Genomic DNA, 18,534 nt, shown 5'->3' with positions numbered 1-18,534 from the left:
ACTATGATTGCTAAAAACGAAAAGGAAGCGATAATAAGCCTCATTAAGCAGCAGGTGGTGCCGGCCATAGGGTGTACAGAACCGATGGCTGTTGCATTGTGTGTGGCTCGCGCAACGGAGATTCTTGGCACAAAGCCGGAACGTATTGCGCTGAGACTGAGCGCAAACATGATAAAGAACGCTATGGGTGTAGGCATTCCCGGAACGGGGTTGATAGGACTGCCGATAGCCGTTGCGCTTGGTGCGCTGGTGGGAAAACCGGAACTCGGCCTGGAGGTGCTGCGCGACAGCAACAAGCAGGCGGTGGAGGAAGGCAAGCAGTATATTGCCGAAAATCGCATAGAGATAAAGTTGGAGGAGGAAGACCGGGACAAACTCTTTATCAATGTCATTTGTCATGCTGACGGTCATGAGGCGGAGGCAAGGATAAAGACGCATCACACTGACTTTGTTTTCCTGCGCAAAGACTCTGAGGTGCTGTTGCAGCAGGACAGTGCTGCGGTTCATCACGACGGAGATTGTGAGGTTGACCTCACATTGAGAAAGGTGTATGATTTTGCGATGGAGACCGATGTGGAAGACTTGCGTTTTATCCTTGAGGCAAAGCGGTTGAATGAGGCAGCTGCTGCAAGCGGTCTGCATGAGAACTATGGTCACCAGCTTGGCAAGACAATGTGCAGTCCGTTGGGGCAGGGCATCATGGGTAACAGTATTTTCTCAAAGATTCTCTCCGTCACCAGCTGTGCTTGTGATGCGCGTATGGCAGGAGCCATGGTGCCGGTTATGAGTAACAGTGGCAGCGGCAATCAGGGCATCTGCACCACTTTGCCGGTAGTGGTGTTTGCCGAGGAAAACCATAATACGGAGGAAGAGCTGATAAGGGCACTTATCATAAGCAATCTTACGGCTATTTACATAAAGCAGCACCTTGGTTCATTGTCGGCACTGTGTGGATGCGTGGTTGCAAGCACCGGCAGCAGTTGTGGTATGACATACCTTATGGGCGGAACATACGAGCAGATTTCCTTCTCTGTGAAGAACATGATTGCCAACCTTACGGGAATGATATGCGACGGAGCTAAACCAAGTTGTGCACTGAAACTGACGACAGGTGTGAGCACTGCGGTGATGAGTGCTATGCTTGCCATACAGAACAAGCATGTCACTTCTGCCGAGGGAATCATTGATGACGATGTCGACCATAGCATCCGCAACCTTACGGCTATCGGCAGCCGTGGCATGGACATCACCGACCGCTATGTGCTTGACATCATGACGCACAAAGGATAGAATTACTTGTCTAAATATGAAAAACAAAACATTTGCATTTTACATCAGCCTCTTGGTTCTCGCATTGTGCGGCAGCCAAGAGGTTTGTGCACAGCAGAAGCAGCCCGTGTCGGGGTTGAATGCCAAACAATTCAATAAGTATTGGAGAGTGGAATCGGAATCACCCGACTATCGGTTGACATTCATGGGTGATACAGCAGAAATCTTGTCCCCTAAAGGTCTGACACTCTGGCGTAAAGAGAAGATGAGTGGTAAAGTGACCATTGAGTACGATGCCTGTGTGGTGATGGAAAAGGAAGGCGACCGCCTGAGTGACTTGAACTGCTTCTGGATGGCGTCCGACCCGCAATCGCCTGACAATCTGTGGAAACGTGCTAATTGGCGCAGCGGTATATTCCTACATTGCTATACATTGCAGCTCTACTATCTTGGCTATGGCGGAAATCATAACTCCACGACACGTTTCCGCCGATATGACGGTGATGAGGCCGGAGTGACCGATAAGGACAAACGCCCCGCCATCCTTACGGAATATACCGACAAGGAGAACCTGCTGAAACCAAACCATTGGTATCACATCAAGATTACCAATGAGAACAATCGTGTATGCTACTACATTGATGGAAAACGCTTGGTGGACTTTCGTGACCCGAATCCATTGACAGAGGGTTGGTTTGGCTTCCGCACCACTTTGTCACGTACACGCATCACCAATTTCCGCTACCACTGCGAACCGCTGCAAGCCTCACAAGTTCCCTTGCAATGGATAGGCGATGCTCCGGAATCGGCAAAGCCTGTCAGCTTCGGTGTGCCTTTCTCCAAAGGCTATTTGCGTGCCAATGACCCTTTGGTACTGAAAGATGCCAATGGGGATGCCATTGCCATAGACACTTGGCCGCTTGCCTATTGGCCTGATGGCTCTGTAAAATGGAGTGGGGTGGCAAGCGTTATTCCTGCCGGAGCAAAAAACATTACGTTGCAGAAAGTTGACGGCAGAAAGAGAAAAACGGAAAGCAGTTCGTGCATGAGTGTGCGAGAAGAGTCCAATCGCTTTGTCATCAATACCGGAAAACTCACGGCATACATCCCAAAGTCAGGCGAAAACCTGATTGACAGTCTTCTGAAAGGAGGAATAAAAGTGGGTGGCAATGCCCGTCTGGTGTGCCGTACACAGAGCGAACCGCTCTCGGAAAGTACTAAGCAACTGACATTCCAAGACTATACAGGACATCTTCAGAAGGCAAGCATTGAGCAGAGCGGAAAAGTACGCGCCACCATCAAACTTGAAGGTGTACACCAAAGCAAGGACGGACGCAAGTGGCTTCCTTTTGTCGTGCGTCTCTATTTCTATGCCGGAAGCGAACAAATAAAAATGGTGCACAGCTTTGTTTATGACGGCGACCAGAACAAGGACTTCATTCAAGCATTGGGCGTACGCTTTGAAGTGCCTATGCGTGAAGCTCTCTACAACCGTCATGTCGCTTTCTCATGCGCTGGCGGAGGTGTGTGGAGCGAGCCTGTGCTGCCATTGGTGGGCAGGCGTGTGCTGACATTAGGCAAGACAGATGAGAAACCGCAAAATGCTAAACAAGGATTACTTCAGCAACAGCAGATGGAGGGAAAGCGCATTCCTGAGTATGAGGCATTTGACAAAACAAACCAAAACCTGATAGACAACTGGGCATCATGGGACGGTTACCGCCTTTCGCAGTCAAATGCTGACGCATTCACCATACGCAAGCGTGCCAACGCTAACAATCCTTGGATTGGGACTTTCTCAGGCACACGAAGCAACGGTTATGCTTTTGTTGGCGACATCAGTGGAGGACTTGGAGTTAGGATGCACGATTTCTGGCAATCTCATCCGTCGTCGTTGGAGATAAATGGAGCAAAAGGCAACGTGGCAGAACTCACAGCATGGATTTGGAGTCCTGACGCAGAGCCGATGGATTTGCGTCACTATGACAATGTGGCTCACGACCTGAATGCCAGCTATGAGGATGTACAAGAAGGCATGAGTACTCCTTACGGCATTGCGCGTACCTCTACATTTACGCTCATTGCCCAAGATGGCTATCATGGGAAAGAAGCATTCGCCCACCAAGCGGAAGAGTTGTGCAAGCCGGGAATGCTTATGGCAACCTCGGAATATCTCCATGCCCAACGTGCGTTTGGAGTGTGGAGTCTGCCCGACCGCACGACACCTTTCCGTGCTGCCGTGGAAGACAGATTGGATGCGTACATCGGCTATTATCAAAAAGCCATAGAGCAACACAAATGGTATGGCTTCTGGAATTATGGCGATGTCATGCACGACTACGACCCGGTGCGCCACACCTGGCGTTACGACATCGGAGGGTATGCGTGGGATAACACCGAATTGGCATCCAACATGTGGATTTGGTATAATTTCCTGCGTACCGGGCGGGCTGACATTTGGCGAATGGCAGAGGCTATCACACGCCATACTTGCGAAGTGGATGTCTACCACATCGGACCTAATGCAGGATTGGGCAGCCGCCATAATGTGAGCCATTGGGGATGTGGAGCCAAGGAAGGACGTATCAGTCAGGCTGCCTGGAACCGTTATTACTACTACCTGACCACTGATGAGCGTTGTGGTGACTTGATGACTGCGGTAAAAGATGCAGATCAAAAGCTCTACACATTAGACCCTATGCGCTTGGCACAACCTCGCGAACTCTATCCATGCACGGCTCCGGCACGTTTGCGCATAGGGCCGGATTGGATTTCTTATGCGTGCAACTGGATGACCGAATGGGAACGCACGCAGAACAATCTCTATCGTGACAAGATTATGGCAGGCATGAAGAGTATTTGCAAACTCCCTAACCGTATTGTCACAGGTCCGGCAGCATTGGGATTCGACCCCGCCACCGGTATCATTACAACCGAGTGCGACCCTACCTTGCTGAACACAAACCATCTTGTCACTATCATGGGAGGCTTTGAGGTTATGAACGAAATGATGGCCATGATTGACCTGCCGGAATGGAGAGACGCTTGGCTGGACTATGCCTTGAACTATCGCAAGCGGACAAAGTTCAGAAATTCGCGCCTTACAGGTTATGCCGCTTACCGGACAATGGACAAAGCCTTGGCAGAAGAGGCATGGAAAGCTCTGCTGCAACGCAAGGAGAACGGCAAACCTCAGCCTCTTGATGTGAAAACAATCTTGCCTCCTTATGTTCCTGCTCCGGCAGAAGAATCTGTCGGTGTCAGCACCAACGGAGTTGCCACATGGAGTCTTGATGCTATCTATCTGCAGGAGGTTGCCCCAATGAATGATTAATAACCCAGATAAACAGAAAAAACAAAATAATGAAACAGAAAAGAATTATCCTGATTGGCGCATTGGCGCTGCTTGCTTCAACCGGGATGCAAGCCCAGAAGAAGAAAAAAGAAGTAATGAACGACTCTAACACGCCTCTGCACTTGCTGCAACCTGCGTACAAAGTGCCTTACGGTGCGCTGACCATTGAAGGCATCAAAAAAGATATGGACAGAGTGCTGCACTACTTGGAAGCCAACACGCCGACTCGTGTCATCAACGGGAAAACCGGCAAGGCAATTACCGATTACAGCCTGATAGACAAGGACTCTCAACTTGAACGTGGTGCATTCCGCTTGACAAGCTACGAATGGGGTGTGACCTACTCAGCCATGCTTGCCGCTGTTGATGCCACCGGTGATGCTGCCTATATGAACTATGTCACCGACCGCTTCAAGTTTCTTTCAGAAGTGGCTCCTTATTTCAGGGAACTTATGAAGGAGGGCAAAGTAGACCCGCAGATGCGCCAGATACTGAAGCCTGCCGCCTTGGATGATGCCGGTGCTGTATGTGCAGCCATGATTAAGGCTTCGCAAAAGGACAAAAGCCTCAAACTGAATGACCTGATAGAGAACTATATGGATTTTATCATGAACAAGGAATATCGCCTTGCCGACGGCACTTTTGCCCGCACCCGTCCGCATTGGAACACTCTCTGGCTGGACGATATGTTCATGGGAATACCTCCTGTGGTTTACTATTCAAAGATAACAGGCAAGGATGCACAGAAATATCAGGCGGAAGCCGTCCGCCAAGTGTTGCAGTTTGCCGAGCGCATGTGGGTGCCTGAGAAGAATCTTTTCCGTCACGGATGGGTTGAGGGTATGAAAGAGCATCCCGCCTTCCATTGGGGACGCGCCAATGGCTGGGCACTGCTGACAATGTGCGAGGTACTTGACGTATTGCCAGAAGACTATCCGCAGCGCGACAAGATTATGAGCCTCTTTAAGTCTCATGTGCGCGGACTGGCTGCTCTGCAAAGCGGTGAAGGTCTGTGGCATCAGTTACTTGACCGCAACGACTCTTATCTTGAAACATCTGCCACTGCCATTTATGTTTATTGCATGGCGCATGCCATAAACAAAGGCTGGATTGATGCCATGGCTTACGGCCCTGTTGTGCAACTCGGATGGAATGCCATCACGACACAAATCAATTCCGAAGGACAGGTAGAGAATACTTGCGTGGGTACTGGTATGGCATTTGATCCGGCATTCTATTATTACCGTCCGGTGAATGTTTACGCCGCCCATGGCTATGGCCCTGTCATTTGGGCAGGTGCAGAGATGATTAACCTGATGAAGCATCAGCACCCGAAGATGAACGACAGTGCCGTCCAGTTCTATCAGACAGAGCAGAAGACCACACAGCCTATCTTCCATGCTGACAGTCCGGAAGCGTCAAAGTGAAAAAGAATCTGTTATCACTGTCCGGCAAATAACAAACCTCATCAATTGTAATGTAGTGTTTGGGTTTGTAGGGCTAAATTATTCAATATTATAACGTATTAATATATAAATAACGAATAACAATGACAGGAACTGTATCAACTTGGTTAATTTGTGCACAACCAAAAAGATGTTCTCATGCCAAAAGTTTCAACCATCTTGGGTTGGTAAGTTGGAAAATGGAAAAGAATTTCAGATTCCATGTTGGCGATATAATTTATGTCTATATGTCACAGGGATATATTCGGTTTAAAGCGGAGGTTGAAGCGGAAGACACAGAAAGAGAAGATCTTGATTATTGGAAAGAAACCGAGAAAGAAAATGTTAAAAATGACCGATGCTACCGACTAAGACTTATAGCAGAATATAATAATGATGGTCGGTTGAATGGTGAAATTCTCAAAAGGTTTGGATTTAAAGGAGGAGGTGCGATTCAACATCCGAAACGTTTGGATTATGATATAGAACTTAAAAAACATATTGAAAGCACGTTTGAACGCAATTCAATACCAAAGAACTTAGGCAAACTAAGCCCTCAATAGAATTGTTGGGAAAATCTGAAGAGGATACAGAACCGCGCATGAACCATACAAAAAAAGTTTGTATGGTTCATGTGCGGTTTTTAGTATACAGTCAAGATGGAAGTGCAATTTCTTGACTGTGTATCTTTAATCCCATAGCATTACTTTAATCTGACCTGAAAATTAAGTTTGAACGATAACGTTCCATTGTCTTCTTTTACTATTGACGCATACTCATGGCGGGAAGTGCTTGAACGCTCTAAATACGCGTTGGAGAAGAGATAATCCTCGAACCTATTTCGGTCGTAGAAATGATAGCAAAGAATTTCACCATCGTTCTTTACAACCAAATAACCTCCGTTTGCGTCAAATTTGCCATTCCATGCGGTAGCAGGCATCATGCCTAATGCCGCAGAAGTCAAAAGATGTTTTATTTTATATGCGTAGAATGGTGATGCTTGTGTTATGTCATAATCCAACGGGTTATTTTCAGTAAGTATCTCGGATAATTCATTTAACATCGAGACACCACTGTTGAGTTGTTCCAAAAGTAAGTGAGCAATTAAATATGGCAAATCTCCGTCAAGCATGATGAGATTGTTGCGGAATGTCTTATTATCCACTTTGTCAAATACCAATTTACCACCTTTCTGTTTGATGGCATTCACTCTTTCAATAACTTTATTCCGTTTGGGATTCAATGAATTGATTTCGGCAATATCTTCATCGGAAAATACTCCACCTTCTATTTTGAAATTAAAGTTGGTTGCTTTACTTGCGTTCAGCAGAGTTGAATCTCCTCCCAATTGGGACTTTATGCTGAAACCCATTTCTGAGTTCATTTTGGTTCTGCGGTCATGCAGAATGATTCTAATGTCGGTTTTGTCTGCCGATTTCGCTTTCAAAGAATGACAGCGGATGCTATTTATGAAACTTTCAATTTGCGGAATTGCAAAAGCTCCGCTATGTTCATTGATAACTTGCAGTAATTTCTCAGCTTCCACCAGAAACACAGATGACGGAATCCTTAATAATTCGTCGCCTCCAGGAGTTTGAATCACAACATCTGCATCTTGCCGCTCATAGGTAAAGCGACCTTCCTTTTCTTGACGAAGAATCATTATGATGGGATAGAACAAATCTTGAATCCTGTTACGTTGCCAAAGTACGGTTAACAAGTTTATTCCATATTCAATCATATCTATCTGTTTTTATATTTAGAGTAGTGTATTTCCAAAAAATCTTTTTGTGGTAGAAATCTGTCAGGCTTTGCAATTTGCTTCCCATCCAAATCTTTAAGATAAGTGAAGAAGGCTTTATTCTCCGTATTTTCTAATAATTCTTCAGATATTTCTATTTTCAAATCTGGTGTAATTGCTAATAGGTATCTATCGTATGCTTTATGAAAAAAACGAATTCAGACAAATTCCATTCTTTGGGTTCGTTCTTTGTGTTGCGTCATCTGACCAATTTATAATATGACAAGCCTCTAATAATTCAGGAATTGCTACTCCTGATATGCAGCAATGAAAATTATATGAACTCATTACAGCAGCCCTAAAAAAAAGATTGGTTCACTCTTTGCTTAATAAGTACTTCTCGTTCCTTTCCTTGTGGCAAGTCATCTGTTTGTATATCTGCATATTCATCCATATTTTGAAGTGTAAGCTCGGCAAGTAGCTGTTCACTTTCAAAGGCAAGCCGTTCAGGATTCCCATAAAATTCAGACCAAACCTCTTCTTCCATTTTTGCTCCATGGGTTAATCCGCTTATTCCTTGTGTTCTTAAATCTGGGTCTAATCGCCCGATATTACCAATTTTCATGTTTAATGCACTTGGAGAACGCCTTAGGAGATTGGCATATTTGATTCATGGGATGAGCCTTATTGCAGTTCTTAAATGGAATCTTACAATAGAGGTTAAATGCTATTATAGTTTCATTACGAGTCTAATTTTTCACAGCTTTTATTTTAGTGTATGAATTTTATTGCCGCTCAATACTCACACAGTAGGGAGCAGACCTTGTCCTGGAAGGCTTTGGCGGGTGCGGAGCGGCGTATGCCTTGGTTGATTATTGAGAAACAGAGGGTGTTGCCGCTGTCTGTGGTAAGATAGCCGGCGAGGGATGAGATGCCGGCGAGCGTCCCTGTTTTTGCGTGGACGTTATTTCGCCCTTTTGTACGTTTCATCCGCTCTTTGAGTGTTCCGTCGACGCCGGCGATAGGGAGGGAGGAGTAGAGGTGGCTGTAGATGTTGGAGTCGCGGTAGGCGTAGCGGAGAAGGAGGGTCTGGAGTTCCGCTGTCTGGTAGTTATATAAAGAGAGCCCGGAGCCGTCTGCGAGGCGGTAGTCAGACGGGTTGAGTCCTATTTTCTTTATCAGTTGCTTCATCACGCTGAAGGCATGCTTTGCGGAAGCCTTGCGTCCGCCGTGGCGGTGCGCTATCTGATAGAGCATTGTCTCTGCATATAAATTGTCAGAATCCTTCATCATTTTGCCAAGGATTTGGTCAAGAGTGTGGTGGCGGGTGACAAGTGTGGCAGGCTTGATGTCTGATGACGCGACGGCGATTCTGTTGCCAAGCGAGTCCAAGGGTATGGAATCCTTAGGCAATATGATAGTGTGTGTGTCATCAAGTCTCTTCCGTAGTTCCTCTATGAAGTTGTCCTTGCGGTTCCATGGCAATGGTGTGAGCACCGGATTCTTGTCATCCCAGCACCACCCTTCGCCAAGAAGTTTGTCATCCTTGAATGTCCTGTCCTCCTTCAGTTCACCGTAGATGGTGTCAATCTTTAGTTTTTCTATTGCTTCCACGAAGGCGTTCATGTCGTCAGTGTTGAAGCGCGGATCCATTCCGCCTGCAACGGTTATGTCACCGTCGTTATATTTCAGTGAGGTGGCGTAACGGTACGAGCCTTCAAGATAGTCCAGTGCGGTGATGGCTGTGAGAATTTTCATTGTTGAGGCGGGGCGCAGCAGCTGTCGTTCGTTATGTGCGAAGACGAGGGAGTCAGCAGTGAGGTCGTAGACCATTATGCCGACCTGGGTCTTTCGGAAGAAATCCGTGTCAAGGAGTTCATGGATGCGTTGCTGTATGGTCTTTGGTGTGATTGAGTCACACTGTAAGGTGTCTGTCGCGATGCTGTCAGAGAACGCCAAAATGCTGTCGGGAGAGATGGTGTCTTCTGCTATGGAGTCAGTTGCTTCCTGGGCTGTTACGGGCAGGAAGAGTGCTGTTTTGAAAAGGAGGAGTGTCAGAATGAAAAATCGTCTCATAGGTATTTGTTTACGATACTTTATGGTTGGTTTTTATGCTCAATATTATTACTAAAACGAAAGGTAACACTTTGCGTGGTAAAAGGTAACACTTCACCATGCAAAGTGTTACCTTTTGTTTGGTCAAGCGTTACCTTTCGGAAAGTCATGCGGCAGGCATCATCTTGCCAGTGAGAATTTCAGTGACAGACCGAAGTCCTGCGTTGTCGTAGGGTAAGAGTTGTTCGACAGCAACGGAGTGTTGCTTTGGCGGTCGAAATAGAAACTCATGGTCATCAGTCGTGACATGGCATAGTCGGCAGAGAACGACAGTTTGAAGGCGTTGTTGCCGCTTGTCGCTGTGGAGACCATGGAAGCTATGTCGCGGTTGATGGCCGCCTGCTTCCTGAAACTGAGGTCAAGGCGCAGGTTAAGGTCATGGCTGAATCCGTTGCGTCGTGTGTTCTTCTTTGTGTTGCTTTTGTTCTTGTTGTTGTCATCATCATTGCCGGAGCTCTTCTTTCCGGAGCCTTTGACCTTGCGGTGGTTTGTTCCGCCGAGCAGACGGAAATCCTGAATCTTGTAACCCATACCGAACACCCAGTCCTTGGAGGTTGTCTCAGAGATTTGCACACTTGTCATGGAGAGGTTTATGACACGTGTGGTTCGGTATTCGCCCTTCAATGTCATGCCATTGTGCAGGGTCACGTCAATGCCGAGGAGAGGGGAGAATGCCTCGTTGATGCTTACTTGTGAGATGTTGTACATCGAATTCGGTATAGGATTAGAGGTTACGGCATCGGAGATGAACCCCAGTCCGTTCATGAACTCTTGGAATGTGGAGAAACTGCTGTAAGAGCCTACGGCATAGATGCTCTTGTAGCCGTGGTTGATGTTCACGCTCTTGAACTTGTTGCGGAACCATGTGAGTTGTCCCAGACCACTGTAGCGCAGTGTCCAGTTAGGCAGCAGTTTCGCCAATGACGGGAACGGGCTCAGGTCATTGCCACCCATGGAAGTGTAAGCGTTTAGGAATGCCGGCACCATCACGTCGGCACTGTATTGGCTGACACCACCGTATTTCGCAGCATCGAAAGGCTGTCCGGCGAGAGCCGTGCCCTCTGGGTACCTTGCGCCCGAGTACTGCGCTTCCACACGCTGGCGGAAACCCTCGAGAGAGTTGCAGAACTTCTCGAAAGTCTTTGAGCGGAAACCGTTGCTTTGACTGCCGCTGCCCTCGAGAGCCGAGCCGAGGGACATGGTTGTCATGGTGAATGTGCCGGAATGTGTGGTAGGGTTGCCGCGGTACATATACTGCACACTCTTCGCCCGTGTCATCGTGCGGCTTGCGTTAAGGTCAATCTTGAACTCGCGGAACGGTTCGAGAGTGGCACGGAACTGTATGTCCTCCGTGTTGTTTGTGGCAGCGGGAGTGGCTATGGAGTCGTTTGTCATGAGCCATCCGCGCTCCTTTGCATGATTGATGTAGCCGTCGTCGACAAGTCCGAAGGCAAAGTCCAGACCCGGTGACAGCAGTCCGTCGCATTTCTTTTGTCCGAAGGCGTCACCCACAGAGTTCATGAATCCCGGCAGAGAGAGGGAATAAGTGTTGCGGTAAGTGAAGCTGACATTGCGCACCATCATGAGGAACCGAGCCACGGACTGTGCCGTGCGGTACCATTTCTCGGAGTCAAGGTCAGGGAGTTTCATCACCGTGAGTTTCACTGTCATTGCGGAATCAGCCTTCAGGGAGACGGCAATCTTGTTGTTGTCCTTCTTCTTGAAGCGGACAGGCACGAGTTTTCCGTCCTTTGTCTTTGCGGTGACAAGGAGGCGTTTTGAGTTCTTTCCGTGCGAGAACTCTATGAGACTGTCGGGATAAAGCGTAAGCTCTTTCTCAACGGAGTTCTTGTTTTTCGGCAGTTGCGTCTTAGGGTCGTTCTTGGCATCCTTTGAGTTTTTGCCGTTGTTCTTTCCCTTTGTGATCTTTGTTTTGGCAGGTTTCGTGGCGGCACGTTTAGGGGCACGTTTGAATCTTTCGTTTGTTTTCTTCAGGAACGGAATGTGGTTGTACAGTTTTTCCATGGCGAAAGTGCCGTTAAGGGAGTATGTGCGGTTCATCGCTATGGTGTTTCCGAGCGATGTGCCGTCCTCAAGTTCAGTGCCTCGCACCCAGTTGTAGGTCGATGAATAGCTGCCGTCGGCGGTGAGCCAGTCAAAGATAGGAATCATGTTCAGAGGCAGGCGGTAGGACGCGCTGACATTCTGGCTGTAGTCCAATGGTGTGCCGAAATGCCTGATGCTTGTCCATACGGAGTCCTTCCATGCCTGATAGCGTTCAGGATAGAGGTCTTTGTTCACGGCAGTGTACGGCTCTTCAATCTCTGCGTGTGTAGCAGACTGGAAGTTGAAATGCAGGTTTTTTGTCAAATCCCAACGCAATGAGAAATCACGGTTCCACAGGAATTGCGAGTTGAAGGTCAGAGGCAGTTGTGAGTCGCCCATGGCTTCCATGTCACGCTCCTGCAGTTCGTAGTAGGAACGTGTCATTTCCGTGTTGAAAGCGACAGACTGCGGCAGCCAGTTCAGACCGAAACGCTTCAGGATGTCGTAGTATTTTGACTTTGACTTTATCTTCTTGAACGGCTCAATAGGCTTGTAGACAGGGCTCCAGGAATAGTTCATTGAGCCACGCCAGTTGTCCTCGTTCTCGTAGATTGTCGTCTCGCCCTGCTTGTGAGTGTGCGAGTGGCTGTAGGAGAATGAGAAGTTTGCCGGGTCGTAGGGCATAGGATGTCCTTTGGTCGATATGCCTACGCGAGCGTTGGAGACAGAGAAATTTGTGTTTGTTATTTTCGATACGGCAATGCTCTCTATAGAGTCCCGGCGGTGCTTGTCAGGTTCGGCATCAAGAGCCTCCTTGAGTTCCATGTCTGTGTCCAGCGGGTTGTATTTCGGAGATGTCTTTTCCTTTGTCATGCTGTAGTAGACAGGCAATGAAACTTTAGCTTTGTCAGGGAAGAACTTGCCGAGCTCCACGTTTGCTGTCACGGAATAAGTCGTGAAATCGTCAGTGGAACGCTGCGTGACGCCCTGCTCCAGTCCGCCGAATCCTGCCGATGTGTGCTTGCCGTTGACATTGACGGTGCCGAGGTCCGACAGCTGCAGGTTCATGTTTCCCTGTGCTGCCCAGCCTCCGGAGTTCTCCGTATCTTTGAGGCGCAGTTCGTTCACCCACACTTCTCCCGACTTGGTTGTCGAAGAAAGGTTGCGCACACCGATAATCATGGTCTTCACTTCGCCGAGAGTCGGGTTGCCCATGATAGAAACTTTGTTCTTCGGGTTGTTTGGGTCGTAAGCCGTAAAGACTTTGTTGTATGCGCTGCCTGTTCTGTTACGCTCTTTTTTCAGGCTTGTGAAGACGGTGAGGTCGATGTCGAGCATGTTCTCTTCTGGCCATACGGCACGGCGTTGTTCTGAGGAATATTTTCCCTCAGGTGTGAGTTTCAGTGGAATCTCGTATTCGTAGAAGTTGGATTTGTAGTCCGAACCGACACGCACGAAGAGAGCAAGCTGGTTGTTTTCCAATGCTGTAGGGGCAGCTTCGAAAGCGTGTGCGTGGCTGAACATCTGCAGATGCTTGTAGTAGCGCATGTCAAGGGACATGTTTTTGTACACACATTTTGACTCTCCCGGAGCCAGATTTGTGAGAGTCATGGCAAGAGCCTGCTCATTGTTCTCTGTCAGCTGTGGCTGTGAAGGGTCTACCACACGGGAGATTCCCGGTGGCAGGACATAGTTGACAGGAGTCTTGTCGTTGTTTTCCTCGATGTTTACAGCACTTACCGAGAGTGTACCTGTTGATGCTGAACTCTCAAGGCTCTGCTCATAGATTCGCCATTCGCCACGGACAAGGTCGAGTGTGCCGAGGCGTACGATGACAGGTTTCTCGAAATTGGTGAGGAACATGCGCATGAAACGTATGGATGTGAAGTCCGAGATAGATCCCACTTTGCTCTCGTATTCGCGCAGAGGAATGCGGAACTGGTACCATGTTACCTGCTCTCTGTCCGAGTTGTTCCTGAGTGGTGGCTGAGCCACACGCTTGTCGACAATGTAGTTCTTGCCCACCTGCATATCCTCAGGGCGCAGCGAGATGTGGTACTGGTAGTATTTCTCGTATTCGTTGAGTGTGAAGTCCTGATTGATGTCCTCGACATCAGGCGTTGTCTTGTAGGATGTGTCGTAAGCCTCTGTCCTTTGGTCAGAGTCAGGAGAGTTTCCTTGTGGGTTGTTTATCCGTTTGTAGCGTTCAAGGATAGGTGTCTGCCTGTTGTCAAACTCGGTGCTGCGGAAATACTGATAGTTGTCGGCAGCAGGGTCGTTCATGATTGCGTTGTAGACAGAGTCGTTTCCGCTATATGTCGTATTGACAAAGTCAAGGAATGTGCGGTAACCTTCAAAAGAACGCTCCTCCTCATCCGTCAGTCCGTTATAGCCCACATCCTGCAGGTGGCGTGTTCCCGGAGCTGTGGAGAAGGCGTAAGTCACGGCTGCCTGTGTCGGTATCTTACCCCATTGTGTGGTAGTGAAAGCCTGTGAACCGTCGGTAGGCATACCGCTCTCATAGAATTTCTTGCCGTCACGGAGAATGTCCTCGCTGACTTCGCCGAGGTTGAAATACATGTCTCCTCCCATTCCTTGTGTGTCAGCGTAACCGTTTGGAGAGGTGATGAACGGGTCAAGCATCCAGAATTCGATATACTCCACGTTGGCAGTCTCAAAGTCCGATGTGTCAAGTTTCCTCATCATACCACCCCAACTGCGCTTAGGCATGGTCAGTCTGCCCTTGTCGTTGAGGGCTGTAGTGAAGTTATATGGACCACGCTCGTCAGGATAGTATGCTAGGTTGAGTATTGAAAGGGTGCTTGTTGCGCCGTTGTATGTGCTTTGGTCGCGGTTAGGGAATAGCTCGCTGACATACACCTCACGTACATAATGGTTGGAAAGCTGGTCCAAGTCGCCCTTGATATGTCCCGGTGTGAGTGACGAGCCCTGTCGTGTGAAGAGAGGGTCGATGTTGTACCATGCAAGGCGTGAGCGGTTGAAGCCGCTTCGCAGAGTGCTCTTGTCCTTCTGTTCCTCAAACATTGACGGCACACTTGACAGTGTCCATGATGTCGGAGTGGACACATCAATCTTGTTGGTGGCATTCTCAAAGTCGTCAAGATATGATGCGTTGTCCTGCGTTCCGCTGGCAGTTCCGGCAATGAGTTGTGCGAATTCTGCCGAGATTTGTATGGATGAAGGTGCTGTGAGATGCAGGAAAGGCAGTTTGTCAAGGATGTTTGTCAGCCATTGTGACTCCTTCTTCCAATTCAGATTGACGCCCCACATAGTGTTCTTCAATGGCTCAGAGCCCATGGTCACCTTTGTTGTCAGTGCCTGTTCGGAGAGATGCTGGAACGTTCCCGACATCTGGAAGTCCTTGGAGAAATTGTATTCCCAGTTCAGTCCGACCATTGTCTTTCTCTGTTGACCATAGTCAGTGTCACTTTCCAATGAGACATTGATGTTCGTTCCGGCATCGATGATGCTCTGGTTGAGGATTGTCACCTCACCTGCAGCGTAGTCGACGGAGTAATCCGAGCCTTCGGTAAGCACCACACCGCCTGCCGTGACAATGACAGAGCCACGCGGAACATTGTAAGCCCCGAGTGAGATGACGTTGGATGAAGTGCCTTTGAACTGTCCGGTAAGAATGTACTTGTTCTTCTCGGCAATCTGCTTGGCAATGGTTTTCGTGGAGTCGTAAAGCTCTGTATAAGCGTATCTCTCAGGATTCCGCACACCTGCGTTCCTGAGTGTCTCACGGAGATAGCTTCCGAAAGGCTCTACTTTAGGGAAGAACACACGGCCGTTGCTCACGGTATAGCCTTCAACAAAGTCGAAGTAGCCATTGGAGTGTGCCTTGTTGTTATTGTCAAGGCGGTCAGCACCGAGGAGTTTCACCAATGGCGTGCCTTTCACCTGCTGCTCTGGGATGTAGTTGAGGTAGACACCAGCCGAGTCAGACTGGAACTTCACATCAAGGCGGAACTTTGTTTTCTCCACGCTTGACGCAAGGTAATAGACGTTCTTCATCATCAGCGGCCAGTTGCCCTGCTGCGGATTGTTTGCCGTATTCTTAAGGGACTTGACGAAAAGAGCCTTGGAATTGTCCGGCTGGTCTGCCGCAAACTCGCCCACTTGGTATGTCTGTCCGCCGTAAGTGTATTCGTATGCCACGGCAAGCACCTGGTCTGTCTGCAGGGTAGTCTTCAGAGAGACATATCCGAGATATTGGTTTACAGTGTATTCTGAGGACGACAGCTGGCGTGCGCGCTCTATTTTCTCATAGTCAGCGCCACCCACAAGACTGTAGCCGTCAAGAGTCGATGATGTCAGGTCTATGTCACGTGCCGCCTGCAGAGTGCTGACCATGGTGGCATACTCAGAGTTTGCGGAGTTGCTTGAAGGCACATCGTTGCCTTTGTCGCCACCCCAGAGGCTGTTGCTTATCTTCTGAGCCTCACCGAGGTCTGTCAGTGCAACGACATTACGGGTGTTGGATGTCGCGCCGGACTTGTTGGTCACCCAAATCTCCACACGGTTTATCTTCACTCCGGTGGTAATGTTCGGAAGTGACGCCATGCCTTTGTCGTACTGCGCACGGAAGAAATTGGAAAGGAAGAAGTGGCGGTTCTCCTCATAATTTGCCACATCAATCTCAAACGGAGTCAGCTGCACACCGCCTTTGGAGTTAACGCTTGACGAGTTTGACTTCTTCTGTGACAGCACGGTCTGCAGCTTCAGCTTGCCGAACTGCATGTCAGTACGTATGCCGAAGAGTGAGGATGCGCCCTGTACGAGTGAGGAATTGGACGGGAAGGATACATTGCCCGCTTCCACGAGCTTGATTATCTCATCCTCCTTGCCTTCATATTTCAGTTTGATGTTCTGTTGGTCGAAGTTGAAAGTCGCGTCAGTGTTGTAGCTGAGTCCCATGTTCACCTTGTCGCCAACCTTACCCGTCACGTTGATATTTATCTTCTCGTCGAAGTCTATGGATGTCGTTTTGCGGTTACGGATAGGAAGTGAAGGGTTGTCAATCTTCTTTACTGTCGCACCGAACCGGAGTTCTGCTGTTCCCTTTGTAGTAACCCGGACTCCTCCCGGACCGAAGATTTTCTCCGCCGGTCCGAGGTCAAAGTGCATGTCAGTGAAGTCGAATTTCTCCTTGCCCTTCTTCTCGAAAGTCTCAGTGTTCTTATTCCGATAGTACTGTGCACGCTGTTTCTTGCCTATATAGTCCAGATATTCATCAAGAGTGAGCATAATCGGGGCGTCAAGATATGTGCCGCCCATTTTGTAGCCGATGATGTAACGGTCGATGGAATCGTTATACTCGATTTTCTGTTCGAGGTTCTCCGGTCGCTTCAAGTCTGCCGAACCTTGTTTAAGGTCCTCAAATGTTGCGGGAATTGTCCTTTGGATTTTCCATCTCGGGTTAAGCAAAGAGTCCGGTATGTCCTCGGTGTCGATTACGAGAATCTCGTCAAGTTTTGTTGTCAGCGAGTCCTTTTTCTCTTTGTTGGCGTTATCTTTTTTCTGTTGCCTTACCGCCTGCGGCATGGTCATGGCATAGCCTGTCAGCACAGCAAATGCACTGACAAGAATCCATGTGGCAATATTTCTCAGTTTGTTCAAGCCTGAATCGCTTTTTTATGTAAGTGAGCTTACAAGGTTGTTCTTTATGCAGTCAATGAGGAAGTGATGTCGCTCACTTACTTTATCATCTTCAGTGCTGCTTTGATTACATCCTGCACAGGAGTGTCAGGAGCTTCCTTGAGGATTGCCGTGACAGCCTTTGCCGACGGTGCAGGGGAGAAACCGAGGGCAGAGAGTGCGGCAACAGCCTCGTCACGGATGTCGGAATTGACAGTCTCCGCAGCACCGTCGGTACCGGCGCTGGCATGCAGTTCGCCTGTTATTCCGAGTGAGACAATCTTGTCCCTGAGTTCAAGGATTATCCTTTGTGCGGCCTTTGGTCCGATGCCTTTCACTGTCTTCAGCATTTTCTCGTTACCGCTTGCTATGGTGTTGCACAAGTCCGCCGGTGTTGTGGCAGAGAGAATCATGCGTGCAGTGTTTCCTCCCACGCCGTTGACGGTGATGAGCAGGCGGTAGAGCTCCCTTTCCTGCTTTGTCGAGAAGCCATAGAGAGTGAAGGAGTCATCCCTTCCTCCCGTCACAAGCTGCTCATGAACATAAAGCTTTGTCGCATTGCCGTCATTTTTCTTTGTCCCTTGCAGTGATGTGTATGTGTTCAGGGTTATGCACAGTCCGTAACCCACGCCTCCGGCTTCTATCACAGCCATGGCGGGAGTAAGTTCGGTGAGTTCTCCTTTTATGTATTCAATCATGGTGAGTTTTTATAAATATTTACGTGTGTACAAAAATAATAACGCACGAGAGGTGCGTTTATTGCCTTGCAGGCTGATATTTGTGTTAAATAATATTACCCGAATAAAGAAAACGGACAAATAGTAACGATTCACGAGAATTATTGCTAATTTTGCATCCGAAAACATTAAAAGCCTTACATAAAGCAAGCGGAACAGTGATGT

General features: G+C 48.4%; 10 protein-coding genes. 4 read left to right on the top strand and 6 right to left on the bottom strand.

The features are described from left to right. Positions 1-3 precede the first annotated feature (3 nt). The 4 genes from E5358_RS01640 to E5358_RS01625 all read left to right on the top strand — a co-directional run bounded on the left by E5358_RS01640 (position 4) and on the right by E5358_RS01625 (position 6,632). Complete coding sequence (locus tag E5358_RS01640; protein ID WP_135938627.1) at positions 4-1,290, top strand: L-cysteine desulfidase family protein; 1,287 nt, start codon at positions 4-6, stop codon at positions 1,288-1,290. A gap of 16 nt (positions 1,291-1,306) precedes the next feature. Further along, a complete protein-coding gene (locus E5358_RS01635; RefSeq protein WP_277821122.1) occupies positions 1,307-4,603 on the top strand; it encodes an exo-rhamnogalacturonan lyase family protein in 3,297 nt (1,098 codons plus the stop codon). A 29-nt stretch (positions 4,604-4,632) separates the two neighbouring features. Next, the gene (locus E5358_RS01630; RefSeq protein WP_135938626.1) at positions 4,633-6,051 is read left to right on the top strand and encodes a glycoside hydrolase family 88/105 protein; all 1,419 of its coding nucleotides are present in this window, start codon (positions 4,633-4,635) and stop codon (positions 6,049-6,051) included. 122 nt (positions 6,052-6,173) lie between these two features. Then, the gene (locus tag E5358_RS01625; RefSeq protein ID WP_135938625.1) at positions 6,174-6,632 is read left to right on the top strand and encodes a hypothetical protein; all 459 of its coding nucleotides are present in this window, start codon (positions 6,174-6,176) and stop codon (positions 6,630-6,632) included. A gap of 140 nt (positions 6,633-6,772) precedes the next feature. Here the strand turns inward: E5358_RS01625 and E5358_RS01620 are convergent, their stop codons facing one another. The 6 genes from E5358_RS01620 to ruvA all read right to left on the bottom strand — a co-directional run bounded on the left by E5358_RS01620 (position 6,773) and on the right by ruvA (position 18,330). Next, positions 6,773-7,810 (bottom strand): HpaII family restriction endonuclease, encoded by a 1,038-nt coding sequence (locus tag E5358_RS01620; protein ID WP_135938624.1) that lies wholly within the window; start codon positions 7,808-7,810, stop codon positions 6,773-6,775. 201 nt (positions 7,811-8,011) lie between these two features. Continuing rightward, positions 8,012-8,158 carry an HNH endonuclease gene (locus tag E5358_RS15520; protein WP_135938623.1) on the bottom strand — a complete coding sequence of 49 codons (147 nt, stop codon included), beginning with the start codon at positions 8,156-8,158 and terminating at the stop codon, positions 8,012-8,014. Positions 8,159-8,168: 10 nt separating this feature from the next. Then, positions 8,169-8,435, bottom strand: a complete 267-nt coding sequence (locus tag E5358_RS01610; protein WP_135938622.1) for a hypothetical protein — start codon at positions 8,433-8,435, stop codon at positions 8,169-8,171. Between the two features lie 170 nt (positions 8,436-8,605). Further along, positions 8,606-9,886 carry a D-alanyl-D-alanine carboxypeptidase/D-alanyl-D-alanine endopeptidase gene (dacB, locus tag E5358_RS01605; protein WP_135938621.1) on the bottom strand — a complete coding sequence of 427 codons (1,281 nt, stop codon included), beginning with the start codon at positions 9,884-9,886 and terminating at the stop codon, positions 8,606-8,608. 159 nt (positions 9,887-10,045) lie between these two features. Beyond that, a complete protein-coding gene (sov, locus tag E5358_RS01600; protein WP_479682763.1) occupies positions 10,046-17,614 on the bottom strand; it encodes a T9SS outer membrane translocon Sov/SprA in 7,569 nt (2,522 codons plus the stop codon). A gap of 77 nt (positions 17,615-17,691) precedes the next feature. After that, positions 17,692-18,330, bottom strand: a complete 639-nt coding sequence (gene ruvA, locus E5358_RS01595) for a Holliday junction branch migration protein RuvA (RefSeq protein WP_135938620.1) — start codon at positions 18,328-18,330, stop codon at positions 17,692-17,694. Between the last annotated feature and the right edge of the window lie 204 nt (positions 18,331-18,534).

It is taken from the genome of Palleniella muris, assembly GCF_004792655.1.
GTDB classification, from domain to species: Bacteria; Bacteroidota; Bacteroidia; order Bacteroidales; family Bacteroidaceae; genus Prevotella; species Prevotella muris_A.
The sequence above is the reverse complement of the archived record's forward strand: the minus strand, read 5'-3'. Positions and strand labels throughout refer to the sequence as shown.

Coding starts and splice junctions, on each gene's coding strand:
- E5358_RS01640 (WP_135938627.1), top strand. CDS start 4: ATGATTGCTAAAAACGAAAAGGAAGCGATAATAAGCCTCATTAAGCAG.
- E5358_RS01635 (WP_277821122.1), top strand. CDS start 1,307: ATGAAAAACAAAACATTTGCATTTTACATCAGCCTCTTGGTTCTCGCA.
- E5358_RS01630 (WP_135938626.1), top strand. CDS start 4,633: ATGAAACAGAAAAGAATTATCCTGATTGGCGCATTGGCGCTGCTTGCT.
- E5358_RS01625 (WP_135938625.1), top strand. CDS start 6,174: ATGACAGGAACTGTATCAACTTGGTTAATTTGTGCACAACCAAAAAGA.
- E5358_RS01620 (WP_135938624.1), bottom strand. CDS start 7,810: ATGATTGAATATGGAATAAACTTGTTAACCGTACTTTGGCAACGTAAC.
- E5358_RS15520 (WP_135938623.1), bottom strand. CDS start 8,158: ATGAGTTCATATAATTTTCATTGCTGCATATCAGGAGTAGCAATTCCT.
- E5358_RS01610 (WP_135938622.1), bottom strand. CDS start 8,435: ATGAAAATTGGTAATATCGGGCGATTAGACCCAGATTTAAGAACACAA.
- dacB (WP_135938621.1), bottom strand. CDS start 9,886: ATGAGACGATTTTTCATTCTGACACTCCTCCTTTTCAAAACAGCACTC.
- ruvA (WP_135938620.1), bottom strand. CDS start 18,330: ATGATTGAATACATAAAAGGAGAACTCACCGAACTTACTCCCGCCATG.